Raw genomic sequence first — 13556 nt, 5'->3', positions numbered from 1 at the left:
GAAGAAACGGCCGTGCCGTCCTTTGTAAGAGGGCGTGAGCCGTATCTTGCGAGAAATCACCGGGCTGGAGGGATTGTCTGTGCTGAGCATCAACCACGCTTCTTCTGCGGAGGAGCCCGCTTCACTGCAAGAGCATTTCGCAACGTTTCGCGAGCATACCATCGGCAACCGGCATTCTATTTCCACGCCTTACGGACGGCAGCCGCTGCTGTATGCCGACTGGACCGCCAGCGGGCGCTTGTATGAGCCGATTGAGCGCAAAATGCAGGAGACGTTCGGCCCCTATGTCAGCAATCCGCATACCGAGTCCAATACGACCGGTTTAACTATAACACTCGCCTATGCCGAGGCTCAGAACATTATTAAGCGGCATGTTCATGCCGGGCCGGGAGACGCCCTGCTCTTCTGCGGCAACGGCACAACCGGAGCAGTGAACAAGCTGCTGCGGCTGATGGGCCTAAAGCTGCCGGAATGGATGCGGGATCATTACCTCTGTCTTCCAGAGGAACGCCCGGTTATCTTCATCAGCCACATGGAGCATCATTCCAACCTGCTGCCTTGGCAGGAGGGCATCGGCGACGTGGTCACCGTACCGGCCGGGGCGGATGGAAGCATGGATCTCCGGGAACTGGAGGATCTGTTGATCCGCTACCGGAACCGCCGCTTCAAGATCGGCTCCTTTACCGCCTGCTCCAATGTAACCGGCATACAGACCCCGTACCACAAGCTCGCTGAGGTGATGCACCGGCACGGAGGCCTCTGTTTTGTCGATTTTGCCGCCAGCGCGGCTTATGAAGAGATCGACATGCATCCTGCCTCCCCGCTGGAGAAGCTCGATGCCATCTTCTTCTCTCCCCATAAATTCCTTGGAGGCCCCGGTTCAAGCGGGGTACTGGTATTCGATACCGCGCTTTGCAGGGGCCAGCTCCCGGATGAGCCCGGCGGCGGCACGGTGGTTTGGGTTAATCCCTGGGGCGGACGCCGCTACATAGATGAAGTGGAGGTCCGCGAGGACGGTGGAACACCGGGGTTCCTGCAGGCCTTCCGCACAGCGCTCTGCCTGAAACTGAAGGAGAAGATGAATGGCAACGGGCAGTTCATGATGCGGAGGGAACAGGAACTGTGCCGCCAGCTGCTGACCGGGCTTGCCGGAATCCCCGGATGTTACATCCTGGCGGGTGAGCATACCAAACGCCACGGCATCGTATCCTTTATCTTGAAGAACATCCATTACAATCTGGCCGTCAAGCTGCTGAATGACCGTTTTGGCATTCAGGCCCGCGGAGGCTGCTCCTGCGCCGGCCCCTACGGACATTATCTGCTTGGACTTGACGCCAAGCTCTCCCAGCATTTCATTCACGCGATTCAGGCCGGAGACCAGTCTTTGAAGCCGGGTTGGATCCGCCTTTCGCTGCACCCCATCATGACAGACCGTGAAGTCCAAACGATCATCTCCGCAGTGCGGAGCATTGTCCGCCATATAGAGGAATGGAGACAGGATTACCGCTATAACGCCTCTACAAACAGCTGGGTTCATCTCAGCGGAAACCATGAGACCGATGCCGACATCAGCGGACTATTCGTGGTGTGAAGAATTTCCCGCGGCAAGCGGCTTCTCCTGTTCCCGCGCCGCCCGGGCAAACCGGGCCTCTATGGCCTTGACGCACCATAGGGAAACACCGATGAACAGCAGCACATAGATGATCTCCCACGGATTGCGGATAAACCGATCCAAGTCATTTCCGATATAGGAAACTGCAAACACCATGATGGCTTTGCCTGCACACAAAGCGAGCAGATAAGACCGCAGGCGCATGCCGGCAAGCCCGGCTGCCATATTGATGACCACAAAAGGCCCTACCGGAAATATACTGAGCAGGAAGACATAACTGAACCCGCTCTGGCGGACCCACGTCATGCTTCTCGCTACTTTTGGCCGCTGCGCCCACTTCCGCAGATAGCGGTGGGATGCAATTTTGCGGATAATCATAAACGTGGTCACACAACCGGCAACCAGCCCGATCCAGGAATACAGGAATCCGAGCCATAAGCCATAAACCGCACCGTTTAATCCCACAATCGCAATCGTAGGCAGCGGCGGTACAAAAGATTTCATAAAAGTCAGCCCGATCCCGGGCAGCGGCCCGAGCGAGCGGTACTGCTCCAGCAACAGCCGCAGACGTTCCTCTGTCAGCCATGATACCGTATCCAGAAAGTACATACCCTCCCGCACTCCTCATCCTTGCTAAATTTGAATCTGTATAATTTGTGGCGCCGAGCCTCAATTATACAATAGATTGGCACAGGATGACCTTTTCTGTTGGCAGCATCCTGTTCTTCTTGTACTATGTTGCTATAATTATCAATGTAAAGGGGAGAGCTCCATGTTAATACCATCCAGACTGCTGGATATACGGAAAACTGCGCTTCAAGATTTGGATTTCGTCCTGGCTGCCGAGCAGGCCGAATCTAATCGACGCTTTATCGGACAATGGAGCAGGGAACAGCATGTTGCAGCACTACAGGACGGGGACATTCTGCATCTCATCATCCAGGATAAATCCGGGGAACAAGCAGGCTATGTGATTATAACGGGGCTGCAGGACCCTAATCTTAGTGTCTGCATTAAGCGGCTTGTCATACAGGCTAAGGAACGAGGCTACGGAAAAACAACCCTCTCACTGCTGACGGATTGGATCTTCACCCAAACCGAAACCCACCGGCTGTGGCTGGACGTTAAAGAACATAACTTCAGAGCCCGTCATGTCTATGAAGGTGCGGGATTCACACTGGAAGGGACCCTTAGGGACTGTGTAAGGACTGGGGATTCTTTCGAGTCGCTGCACATCATGTCGATTCTGCGGTCCGAGTATTTGGACAAGCTATCGCTGCAGGCATAGTCTTCTTGGCGCCAATTCCCTCTGCAGCGCCCTTTAGCAGGGCAAGTTCTCTACATAAATTTGCCGGACTGCACAAAAAAGACTGCCAGATAGGAGCCAATTGTTTCTTGGCCTACCGGCAGTTTTTTTGACACGCGAACCCTGTATCTTAGAATTGTCGCACCTTACGTATGCGTTTCTATGGGGGTGGCCGGTCTCAGACCACATAAAACCACCGTCGTCACATGCTTGCGCGCATCCGCCGTCAGCAGCTGCAGCTCCACCGGCACCCTGCCTGGGCTGCTATGAATAAATCTCACCCTGGCACCGTCCAAATCCTCTTCAATACTGACGATGGAGTAGCCTTGCAGCAGCAAATCGTCAACCTCCTGCCGCTCTTGGTCAAACTCATCAAATGCAGACATCTCAGACCACTCCTCCGCTGATTTCCGCTTTGGCCGGTCGCGGTGCTTCCGCTGCAAACCTTTTGCGGTGCAGGTATTTGCCGGAACCCGCCCGGCCGACAAACCGCTTGTCGCGGATCACGAATTCCCCCCGGCTGAGTACGGATACCGGTTCGCCTTTAACCTCAAAGCCTTCAAACGCGTTGTAATCGACGTTCATATGATGGGTTTCGGCAGACAGTGTTCTTTCCACCGACGGATCAAAAATCACGATGTCTGCGTCGCTGCCTACAGCTATAGTGCCCTTTTGCGGAAATAGGCCAAACAGCTTGGCGCTGGAGGTCGAAATGATATCCACGAATTTATTAAGCGAAATCCGCCCCTTCTGCACCCCTTCGGAGTAGAGCAAGCTGAACCGGTCTTCAATCGTCGGACCGCCGTTCGGGATCTTGGAGAAGTCGCCCAGACCCAGATCCTTCTGCCCCTTGAAGTCAAAGGAGCACTGATCGGAACCGATCGTTTGCAGCGTGCCGCTCCACAGCGCATCCCACAGCACCTCCTGATTCCACTGCTCGCGCAGCGGCGGGGACCAGACATATTTGGCGCCTTCAAAATCAGGCTTCGCGAGCGCGGTCTGATCCAGCACCAGATATTGCGGGCAGGTTTCACCGTAGACACGCAGCCCTTTCTTGCGGGCTTCAGCAATCTTCCAGGCCGCTTCGGCGCAGGTGACATGCACGACGTAGAGCTGCGAATCAGTCAGCTCCGTCAAGTAAGCGGCCCGGCCCGTGGCTTCACCCTCCAGCTCCGGGGGGCGGGTTAGCGCATGGTAGATCGGATCGGTGTTGCCTGCGGCCAGAGCCTGCTCCACCAGATATTCGATCACATCGCCGTTCTCGGCATGGACCATAACGAGTGCGCCTTCCCGCTTGGCTGCCTGCAAAGTCTTGTACAGTACACCGTCATCGGCCTGAAAAGTGTTCTTGTAGGCCATGAACACCTTCAGCGAAGTGATGCCTTCGTCTTCAATAATTTGCGGCAGCTCGCCCAGCACCTTGTCATTCAGCTCCGAAACCATCAGGTGAAAGCTGTAGTCAATCACCGCTTTATCCTGTGATTTGTTATGCCAGGTATCGACAGCCTGCTGAAGCGGCTGGCCTTTGGCCGTCAGGCAGAAGTCGATGACCGTTGTCGTTCCGCCATAGGCGGCGGCAATCGTGCCGGTCTCGAAGTCATCAGCCGTCACGGTTCCCCCGAAGGGCATATCCAGATGTGTATGGGGATCTATCCCTCCCGGAAAGACATAACAGCCGGAAGCGTCAATAATCTCCGCACCCGGCGCTTCCAGCTTCAGCCCTATTCCGGTAATAATGCCGTCCTCAAACAGCACATCTCCCTTATAAGTATCCGCTGCGGTAACGATAATGCCATTTTTGATTATCTTCTTCATGCTAGACCACCTCCGCTTCTGAATACGAGCCGTTCAAGCCGCTGATGACCTTCTGACGCTGATTCCAGGTCAGAGGCGCCGCGCCGCTGTCCAGGGCAACCATATCAATGGCTCCGTCTGCCGGGCAGACAATGGAGCACAGATTGCAGCCCACACAGTCTTCTTCACGCACTTGCAGAATTGCCTTTCCTGCGGCATCCGTTAACATGTCGATACATTGATGCGAAGCATCCTCGCAGGCAATATGGCATTTGTTACAGTTGATGCAGTTCTCCTCGTTAATCCGTGCAACGACTTTATAGTTGAGGTCCAGATCACCCCAATTGGAGTACTTAGACACCGATTTGCCAATCAGCTCAGTGACCGAAGCCAGCCCTTTATCATCCAGATAATTGTTCAGCCCGTCGATCATCTCCTCGACGATCCGGAAGCCGTGATGCATAACTGCCGTGCAGACCTGAATGCCCGTGGAGCCCATCAGCATGAACTCAACCACATCCTGCCAGGTGGAGATGCCGCCAATTCCGGAGATCGGCACGCCGACTCCGCGGTCGCGGGCGCATTCGGCCACCATGCTGAGCGCAATCGGCTTCACCGCCGGGCCGCAATAACCGCCATGCGCGCCTTGGCCGCCGACATTCGGAATCGTGTTCCAGCTGTGAATGTCCACGCCGGCCAGACTGTTGATTGTATTAATCAGGCTGATCGCATCGGCGCCGCCTTTGACGGCATGGCGGGCAACGACTGTAATATCCGTTATATTCGGGGTCAGTTTCACAATGACCGGCGTGGTCGCGACTTCTTTGACCCAGGTGGTCTGCGCCTGTACGAGGTCGGGCTGCTGGCCGGAGGCTGCGCCCATTCCGCGTTCCGCCATCCCGTGCGGACAGCCAAAGTTAAGCTCCAGGCCGTCTACGCCGACAGCCTCTACCCGTTTGACGATTTCATGCCATTTGTCCTGCCTCGGTTCGACCATCAGGGAGGCAATAATCGCATGACCCGGAAACTTTTTCTTCGTTTCATAGATCTCCTTCAGGTTCACCTCAAGCGGGCGGTCCGTAATCAGCTCGATATTGTTGAAGCCCGCCACACGCTGACCGTTGAAATGCACGGCCGCAAACCGGGAGGAGGTGTTAATGATCGGATCACCGAGTGTCTTCCACACCGCCCCTCCCCAGCCGGCCTCGAACGCCCGCTGCACTTGATAGCCTGTATTGGTAGGCGGCGCAGACGCCAGCCAGAATGGATTAGGTGACTTGATACCTGCAAGATCAATACTCAAATCTGCCATTGATGTTCCCTCCCTGTCATATAAAGTCCGGTTGAAGCCGCCGGTCTTGTATTGCTTGGCACTCCCCGTTTAGACAGCAGAACCTGCCACGCTGTCCTGCAGGCCCAACAATTGCTTCACAATCGCATAAGCGGCGTCTTTGCCCTGCTGGGCGGCGGATACGACCATCGCTTCGCCTTTGCCGGAACCAAACACAATATCACCAGCGGCATAAATCTGCGGATCCGACGTCCGTCCGGTCTTCTCATCAATTGTGACAACCCCATAGTTGTGCTCAAGACCGAGCGCTTCAATCAGGTCCAACCGCCGCTTCTGTCCGATCGCTACCACAACCGCATCCACCGGTATCAGGAACTCAGAGCCATCAACAGGCATCGGCGCAAGGCGGCCGTCTTTGCCGGTCTCCCCGGTCAGCTTCATCTGCACGCACTCCAGTGCCGTAACATTGCCGAGCTCGTCCCCGACAATACGCTTCGGCAAAGTCAGCCAGTTGAATTCCACACCTTCCTGCTTGGCAAATTCATATTCGAAATCGTAGGCCGTCATCTCCGAGCGCGTACGGCGGTAGACCATCTTCACATTCGATGCTCCCAGCCGCACCGAGCAGGTTGCTGCATCAATGGCCGTATTGCCTGCGCCGATGACAGCGACGCGCTGGCCCATCAGCTCCAGTGTGGGAATGCCTGTCTTGGTGGTCTCCACCAGCTCTATCGCATCGTATACCCCGGACAGCTTCTCTCCTTCAATCCCAAGCGGAGGAACATACCCCATCCCTGCAGCCAGCACAATGGCATCATACTCCGCCTTCAGCTCCTCCACGGAGACGTCAACGCCAACCTTCGTTCCGGTGCGGATCTCCACGCCCAGCTGCTCCACCTGCTCCACTTCCCACAGCGATATAGACTGCGGCAGCCGGAAAGAGACAATACCATGCGTATCCAGCCCGCCGGCGAGTGGCTTCGCCTCATAGATCACCACCTGGAAGCCTTCACGCGCCAGCTCTCTAGCCGCAGACAGCCCGGCAGGACCGCTCCCGATGACAGCGACCTTTTTGTCATTAGGAGCACCGGCTTTGAATAACTGAACACCGCTGTTTATAGCCCAGTCCGTGGCATAACGCTGCAGCAGTCCGATCTGGATTGGTGCCGAAGCATCATTCAGAACGCATGCGCCTTCGCACAATTCCCCGGTAGGACAGACACGGGCGCAACTGGCGCCTACAGGATTGGAGTCCATGATCGTCTGCGCCGAGCCTTTTAAATTATCGGTGGCAATCCGCTTAATAAAGGAAGGAATATTAATGCTGGTCGGGCAGGCTTTAATACAGGGGGCGTCATAACAATACAGACAACGGTTGGATTCTTCGATTGCACCTTTGCGGGTCAAACCCGGCTCAGCCTCGGCGAAGTTGCGCATGAACATATCAGGCGTAAACGTGGTTAACGGAGAAGAATGCTCCATCAGATCTCCCTCCTTCTGGACGAGTGGTGTTCCCAGGCATTACCGGATAAAAAATTACATTTTCATCATCGAAATCATCTTTGTGTTATATAATATAACATTATTTCAATAATCGCCTTAAAATTTTACTTACTTATCAGGCTTGATGTAGTAAAATGGGCAATAAACCAAAGAATCCATTCTATTTTCTTTCTGAACGAGTTACATTTCCTCACATATTATATTCAAACTATAGTCATTTTGATTTTTCGTTACACTAGACACATTGTCTAATTTCAAAAGTGTATTTTTTACCTGCCTGACGATATAGCGAGGGGGAAGCTTATGGATTGGGAACTTGTATTTACGGTCCGCGATGCGCTGAAAAGACCGCTGTTCGCGGAAGCGGAGCTTATCGGCGGAAAAAACGGCCTGAACCGGGCGATTCGCTGGGTGCATGTACTGGAAAGCGCCAGTTTTGAAAGACTGATTCACGGGGAAGAGATGATATTGACTACGGGGATGGGTGTAAGTGTTGATTTGCCTGCCTCCTTATCATTTATGCACAATTTGATCGATAAGAATGCCGCCTGTTTGTGCATCGAGCTGGGAGAGTATTTCTGCAAAATCCCGCAGGAGATGATCGACCTGGCGAATAGCCACGATTTCCCGCTGATTATTTTCACCCGAACGGTACGTTTCGTGGATATCACGCTTGACCTGCATTCCCTCATCATCAACCGCCATCACCGCATGCTGCAGGAGCTGGAGAGCATCTCCCGTGAATTCCACCGCCTGACGTTGACTTCCCAAGGGACCCTTAAGGTTCTGCAGCTATTATGTAAAAGCACCCGCACGCAAATTGTATATATGCAGCTGCAGGGCAAACCCCTGTTCTTCCCGGCGCTGCCGCCCGGGGATCAGGCCCCATTGCTTCAGTTCTTCGAAGCCTTCAGCGAGGAGATGGAGGGCGTACAGCCCGATGCCGCACCTTACATCCGTGAATTCGGCCACAAGCTGATCGCGCTGAAGCCGGTGGGCGCGCTCGACCAGACCTGGGCTTATATCCTGATGGTCAGCAGCCACAAACCCCAGGAGTTCGACTGCCTGCTGCTGGATTCCGCCTCCCTGTCGATCGCCCAGGAGCTGCTGCGCACACGGTATATGGAGGAACGCAAGCTGTTCTCCGAGAACCTGTGGGTGGATGAGCTGATCAGCGGCCGCACCCAGGATGACAACCGGCTCAAGGGACTGGCGGGACCCGACTTCAATGTCTTGAATGAGCTGCCGTACCGCGTATGCCTGATTGAGATCGAGAATCCCCGCGATGTTAAATGGAACAGCTCGGAGAATGATTGGGAATCCATCACCTTCCATCTGTCGCTCATTCTCCGCTCCATCTTCGAGAAATACTCGCTGCGCCCGCTGATCACACTCAAGAACAACCGGCTCACTGTCATCGCGCTAGATATCCAGTCCAAGCTGCCCGGCAAGCTGCGGCTGCAGCAGGCGCTTGATTCCCTGCTGCATATCCGCTCCGACGAGAAATTGAAGGACCTGCAGCTCGTTATTGGAGTCAGCAAGTCCCACAGGGGCCTGAAACATGCCTATGCCGGTTATCAGGAAGCCGTACAAGCGTTGTCTCTCTATACTTGTTACCAGAAGTCTGTGTTGTTCTACGAAGAACTCGGCGTATTCCAGCTGCTGCTGAACCTGAATGACGGCAAGACGCTGGAGAATTTCATCCGCAGCTATCTCGGCCCGCTGATCGATCACGACCAGTCCAAAGGGAGCGAGCTCCTGCTGACGCTGCGCGTCTATCTCGACCACGACGGCTCCAAGCAAATCGCCGCCCGCAATTTGTTCATCGTCAGACAGTCGCTCTATTACCGGCTGGACAAAATCACCGAACTGCTGGGCGAAGACTTCATGCTGCCGGAGAACCGCATCTCCATCCAGGTCGCCCTGCGTGCCTACCAGTTCCTGTATCCGGAGAAATTCACTCTGCCCAGCTCCCGTTCAGCACAGCTTTGAACGTCTCGATTATAAACTGCACATCCTCATCGGTGGAGGATAACGGCGGTGCAAAGGTAAGCACATTATTGAATCCCGCCACCGTATCTCCGTTTTTGCCGATGATTAGCCCTTTAGATTTGCATTCGGCAATAATTCCTTTGACGACAGCCAGATCGGCAGGCTGCTTGGTGGCTTTATCTGCCACCAGCTCAATGCCGATGACCAGCCCAAAGCTGCGGACATCTCCTACCAGCTTGTGATCCCGCAGCTTAGAGAATGCATCCGCCAGCCTTTGCCCGAGGATTTCAGCACGCTCCACCAAATGCTCCTGGTCCAGAATCTCCAGGTTGCGCAGCGCAAGCGCACAGGCCGCAGGATTGCCGCCGAACGTATTCACATGGCGGAAATATCCATAATCATCACTGTTGTCCTTGAAGACCTCATAAATATCCTTGCGCACCGCCGTTGCCGACAGCGGAAGATAGGCGCTGGTCAGCCCTTTGGCCATCGTCACTATATCAGGTTTGATGCCGAAATTGTGATGGCCAAAGCTGCGGCCGGAACGCCCGAAGCCGCAGATGACCTCATCAATAATCAACAGTACTCCATGCTTGCGGCAGATTTCCTGCACCCGGTCCATATACACCTGATGCGGCACAATGACTCCGCCTCCGGTAATCACCGGCTCCATAATTACCGCCGCAACCGTCTCTGCTCCCTCCCAGACAATCGTATCCTCAATGGCCTGCGCACATTGGAGGTTGAACGCCTCCACAGTCATGCCGTCAGGACGGCGGTAGCTGTCCGGCGGTGCCACATGGAGGAATCCGCCGGTCAGCGGCTCATATTTATATTTGCGCTGCGCCTGGCCGGTCGCTGACAGGGCGCCGAGCGAGCTGCCATGATAACCGCGGTAGCGGGCAATGAATTTATGCCGGTAATGCTGGCCGATTTGCTGCTGGTATTGGCGGGCCATTTTGAAGGCCGCTTCGTTCGCTTCCGATCCGCTGTTGGAGAAGAAAATGACATAGTCGTCGCCCAGCCATTCATTCAACTTCTCGGCAAGCGCGATAGCCGGCCTGTGGCTCTGCGTGAGCGGAAAATAAGGCAGGGTGAGCAGCTGCTGATAGGCCGCATCGGCCAGCTCCTTGCGCCCATATCCGACATTGACGCACCACAGCCCGGACATCCCGTCCAGAAATTTATTCCCGTCAATATCGGTAACCCATGATCCGCTTGCCGTCGCCGCGATCATCGGCGGATGGCTCTCGCTGTAAGGGGTAATGTTATGCCATAGATACTGCTGATCTTTCTTGACGGCCAGCTTGCTTTCGTTCTCCAGGCTCTGCACCGCAATCTCTCCTCTCAACATTCCATTGTGGTCAATAACGCGCAGTGATCATTTTCTTGCGGGTGTAGAATTCTACACCGTCACGGCCGTTGGCGTGCAGGTCTCCATAGAACGATTTCTTATAGCCGGAGAAAGGGAAAAAGGCCATCGGCGCAGGTACACCGAGATTCACGCCAAGCATTCCGGCATCAATCTCTTCCCGGAACTCCCGGACCGCCTTAGCGCTGTCCGTATAAATGCAGGCTCCATTGGCAAATGGGGACTGATTCGTTACGTTTATCGCCTCCGCCAGATCCTTGACACGCACCACAGACAGCAGCGGAGCGAAAATCTCATCGCGCCAGATCGTCATTCCCGGCTCTACACGGTCGAAGATGGTCGGCCCGAGAAAGTAGCCCTTTCCTCCCGCCGCTGCATCTTTCCGGCCGTCCCGTACCAGTTCCGCCTTCTCCTGTACACCTGCCTCAATATAAGCCAGCGTACGGTCCTTGTTCGACTGGCGGATGACCGGCCCGAGAAATACTCCAGCGTCCCTGCCGTCGCCGATCTTCAGCCCGTCGGCCGCCTCAAGGAGACGGCGCACCAGTTCATCGGCAACCGTCTCCTCCACGACGACCACCGAGCAGGCCATACAACGCTCGCCCGCCGACCCGAAGGCCGCAGCGATAATATTCTTCACCGTATGGTCCAGATCGGCATCTTGAAGCACAATCGAATGGTTTTTGGCTCCGGCCAGTGCCTGCACCCGCTTGCCATGTGCAGTCCCTTGCTTATACACATATTCCGCTACCGGCTGTGAACCAACAAAGGAAATCGCCTTCACCTCGTCGTGTTCAAGTAATCCACCCACTACATCATGCGATCCATGCACCACATTCAGCACACCCGGCGGAAACCCCGCTTCCGCAAACAGCTCCGCCAGCCGGTTCATCAGCAGCGGTGTCCGTTCGGAAGGCTTCAGCACAAAGGTATTGCCGCAGGCCACTGCCAGCGGAAACATCCAGCAGGGCACCATCATCGGGAAGTTAAAGGGCGCGATCCCGCCGATCACCCCCAGGGGGTAGCGGTACATGCCCGATTCAATTCCGGTGGCAATATCCGGCAGCTGGCTGCCCATCATCAGTGTGGGGATGCCGGAGGCAAACTCCACACATTCAATACCGCGCTGCACTTCGCCCAGCGCTTCCTCCAGGCTTTTGCCGTTCTCCAGCGTAATCAGCTCAGCCAGCTCATTCCAGTGCTGCACCAGCAGCTGCTGGTACTGGAAGAAATAGCGGGCCCTCCGCGGAACGGCAACCCTCTTCCATGAATGAAATGCCTCTGCCGCAGCTTGTACCGCAGTATCCAGCTCTTCGCGGCTGGAAATCGGCACATAAGCAATCACTTCTCCGGTTGCCGGGTTGAACACTTCCTCCTCCCGCCCGGATGATGACGCCACCCAAACCCCGTTTATATAATTCCTGACCTTTTCAGTCTGCTTCGCCAGCAGAGACATAGCCTGCACCTCTTTCACTGTTTGTGGATGCCGATGATAACAGATGACCGCCAGAACGGGCGGCCATCTACTATCAATATGAGGGAAACCGCTTATTTCGCTGCCATTTCAACAATCTCGTTCGTATAGGCTTCTTTCACGTTGGCCGCCTCTTTGATTACACCGAATTTGAGCGCGATGTCTGCCGTCTGCTGGAATGCAGCTGCATCGGTATACCCCAGCTTGGAAACGTCAAAGCCCTGCGGCTGGATCAGCTTGGCAACCTCCGTCATCATCGTGAGCTGATGCTCTCTTGAAGTGCTGCCTTCTTCAGCGAGCTTCATTACACTATCTACAGCCGCCTCAGGATCGGCGATGGCATCTTTCCAGCCCTTCAAGGAAGCGCGGACGAATTTGGCCGCTGTCTCCTTATTGTCTGCAAGCCACTCTTTATTGGCGAACAGATTGTCTTCGAGCATCGCTACGCCTTCATCATTCATATCAATCACATTCAGCGCTTCGGCCTTGATGCCCGATTCCAGCACAACCTGATATTCGTTATACGTCATCGCCGAAGCCGCGTCGATTTCGCCGCCAAGGAATTGGTCCATCGTGAAGCCCTGCTTTGTGAAGTTCAGGTCCTTATTGGAATCCAGCTTGTATTTATCAAAAAGCGCAAGGATTTCAAACTCGTTACCACCCATCCAGTTGCCGACTTTTTTGCCTTTCAGATCCGCTGCACTGCTGATTCCTGCCTCCTTCTTGGACACCAGCACCAGTCCGCTCTTCTGGTAGATTTGCGCAATCTGCACCAGCGGCATTTCCTGTTCCTGGCTGGTCAGCAGACTCGCCACCCAATCCACGCCGATATCGGCGGAGCCGCCCGCGACCTGTTGTTCAGGTACTATATCCGGGCCGCCGGGCAGGATCTCTACATTAAGACCTTCTTCAGCATAGTACCCCTTGTCCCGGGCCAGGAAGTATCCGGCAAATTGGGCCTGGGGCACCCATTTCAGCTGGAGCTTGACCGTCACCGGTTCCGCAGCCGGTTCTGTGGCCTTTTCCGGTGAAGCCGAAGCCCCCGTGCCTGCCGTCGCTTCAGCCGCCGGAGCATTATTATTGTTATTACCTCCACAACCTGCCAGCAAAGAGATTGCCATGATCATTACCGCCATCAACAGCCCACCGTGAAATTTGCCTTTATTCCCTTTCATCACGCAGCTCCCCCTACCCATTTGAGTTTGTAGTCTG

At 55.0% G+C, this 13556-nt stretch carries 11 protein-coding genes; 3 read left to right on the top strand and 8 right to left on the bottom strand.

Annotated features, from left to right (window positions below; all coding sequences use genetic code 11):
• Nucleotides 1–79 precede the first annotated feature (79 nt).
• The gene (locus AC3WT9_RS23165; RefSeq protein ID WP_341097809.1) at nucleotides 80–1591 is read left to right on the top strand and encodes an aminotransferase class V-fold PLP-dependent enzyme; all 1512 of its coding nucleotides are present in this window, start codon (nucleotides 80–82) and stop codon (nucleotides 1589–1591) included.
• On the opposite strand, the gene AC3WT9_RS23160 is transcribed toward AC3WT9_RS23165, so the two are convergent.
• Entirely contained in the window at nucleotides 1577–2221 is a 645-nt protein-coding gene (locus AC3WT9_RS23160; protein WP_038597638.1) for a TVP38/TMEM64 family protein, read from the bottom strand. The genes AC3WT9_RS23165 and AC3WT9_RS23160 overlap by 15 nt on opposite strands.
• Before the next feature lie 163 nt (nucleotides 2222–2384).
• On the opposite strand from AC3WT9_RS23160, the gene AC3WT9_RS23155 reads away from it, so the two are divergent.
• Complete coding sequence (locus AC3WT9_RS23155) at nucleotides 2385–2900, top strand: GNAT family N-acetyltransferase (protein ID WP_341096974.1); 516 nt, start codon at nucleotides 2385–2387, stop codon at nucleotides 2898–2900.
• 164 nt (nucleotides 2901–3064) lie between these two features.
• On the opposite strand, the gene AC3WT9_RS23150 is transcribed toward AC3WT9_RS23155, so the two are convergent.
• The 4 genes from AC3WT9_RS23150 to AC3WT9_RS23135 form a co-directional block, all read right to left on the bottom strand.
• On the bottom strand, nucleotides 3065–3304 hold the full coding sequence (locus tag AC3WT9_RS23150; protein ID WP_341096975.1) for a hypothetical protein: 240 nt from the start codon (nucleotides 3302–3304) through the stop codon (nucleotides 3065–3067).
• A 1-nt stretch (nucleotide 3305) separates the two neighbouring features.
• Nucleotides 3306–4733 (bottom strand): dihydropyrimidinase, encoded by a 1428-nt coding sequence (gene hydA, locus AC3WT9_RS23145; RefSeq protein WP_341380059.1) that lies wholly within the window; start codon nucleotides 4731–4733, stop codon nucleotides 3306–3308.
• A gap of 1 nt (nucleotide 4734) precedes the next feature.
• Nucleotides 4735–6024, bottom strand: a complete 1290-nt coding sequence (preA, locus tag AC3WT9_RS23140; RefSeq protein ID WP_038597650.1) for an NAD-dependent dihydropyrimidine dehydrogenase subunit PreA — start codon at nucleotides 6022–6024, stop codon at nucleotides 4735–4737.
• Between the two features lie 69 nt (nucleotides 6025–6093).
• On the bottom strand, nucleotides 6094–7485 hold the full coding sequence (locus AC3WT9_RS23135; RefSeq protein ID WP_341380060.1) for an NAD(P)-dependent oxidoreductase: 1392 nt from the start codon (nucleotides 7483–7485) through the stop codon (nucleotides 6094–6096).
• A 324-nt stretch (nucleotides 7486–7809) separates the two neighbouring features.
• Here AC3WT9_RS23135 and AC3WT9_RS23130 point away from each other — a divergent pair, with 324 nt between their 5' ends.
• Entirely contained in the window at nucleotides 7810–9498 is a 1689-nt protein-coding gene (locus AC3WT9_RS23130; RefSeq protein ID WP_341380061.1) for a PucR family transcriptional regulator, read from the top strand.
• On the opposite strand, the gene AC3WT9_RS23125 is transcribed toward AC3WT9_RS23130, so the two are convergent.
• The 3 genes from AC3WT9_RS23125 to AC3WT9_RS23115 form a co-directional block, all read right to left on the bottom strand.
• Nucleotides 9464–10831, bottom strand: a complete 1368-nt coding sequence (locus AC3WT9_RS23125) for an aspartate aminotransferase family protein (protein ID WP_341380430.1) — start codon at nucleotides 10829–10831, stop codon at nucleotides 9464–9466. The genes AC3WT9_RS23130 and AC3WT9_RS23125 overlap by 35 nt on opposite strands.
• A 31-nt stretch (nucleotides 10832–10862) precedes the next feature.
• Nucleotides 10863–12326, bottom strand: coding sequence for a CoA-acylating methylmalonate-semialdehyde dehydrogenase (locus AC3WT9_RS23120; protein WP_341097811.1), 1464 nt, complete (start codon nucleotides 12324–12326; stop codon nucleotides 10863–10865).
• A gap of 92 nt (nucleotides 12327–12418) precedes the next feature.
• Nucleotides 12419–13519, bottom strand: coding sequence for an ABC transporter substrate-binding protein (locus AC3WT9_RS23115; protein WP_341380062.1), 1101 nt, complete (start codon nucleotides 13517–13519; stop codon nucleotides 12419–12421).
• Nucleotides 13520–13556: the final 37 nt, after the last annotated feature.

The sequence above is a fragment of the Paenibacillus sp. EB106-06-01-XG199 genome (assembly GCF_058791575.1).
This window is presented reverse-complemented; position numbering and strand designations above follow the sequence as displayed.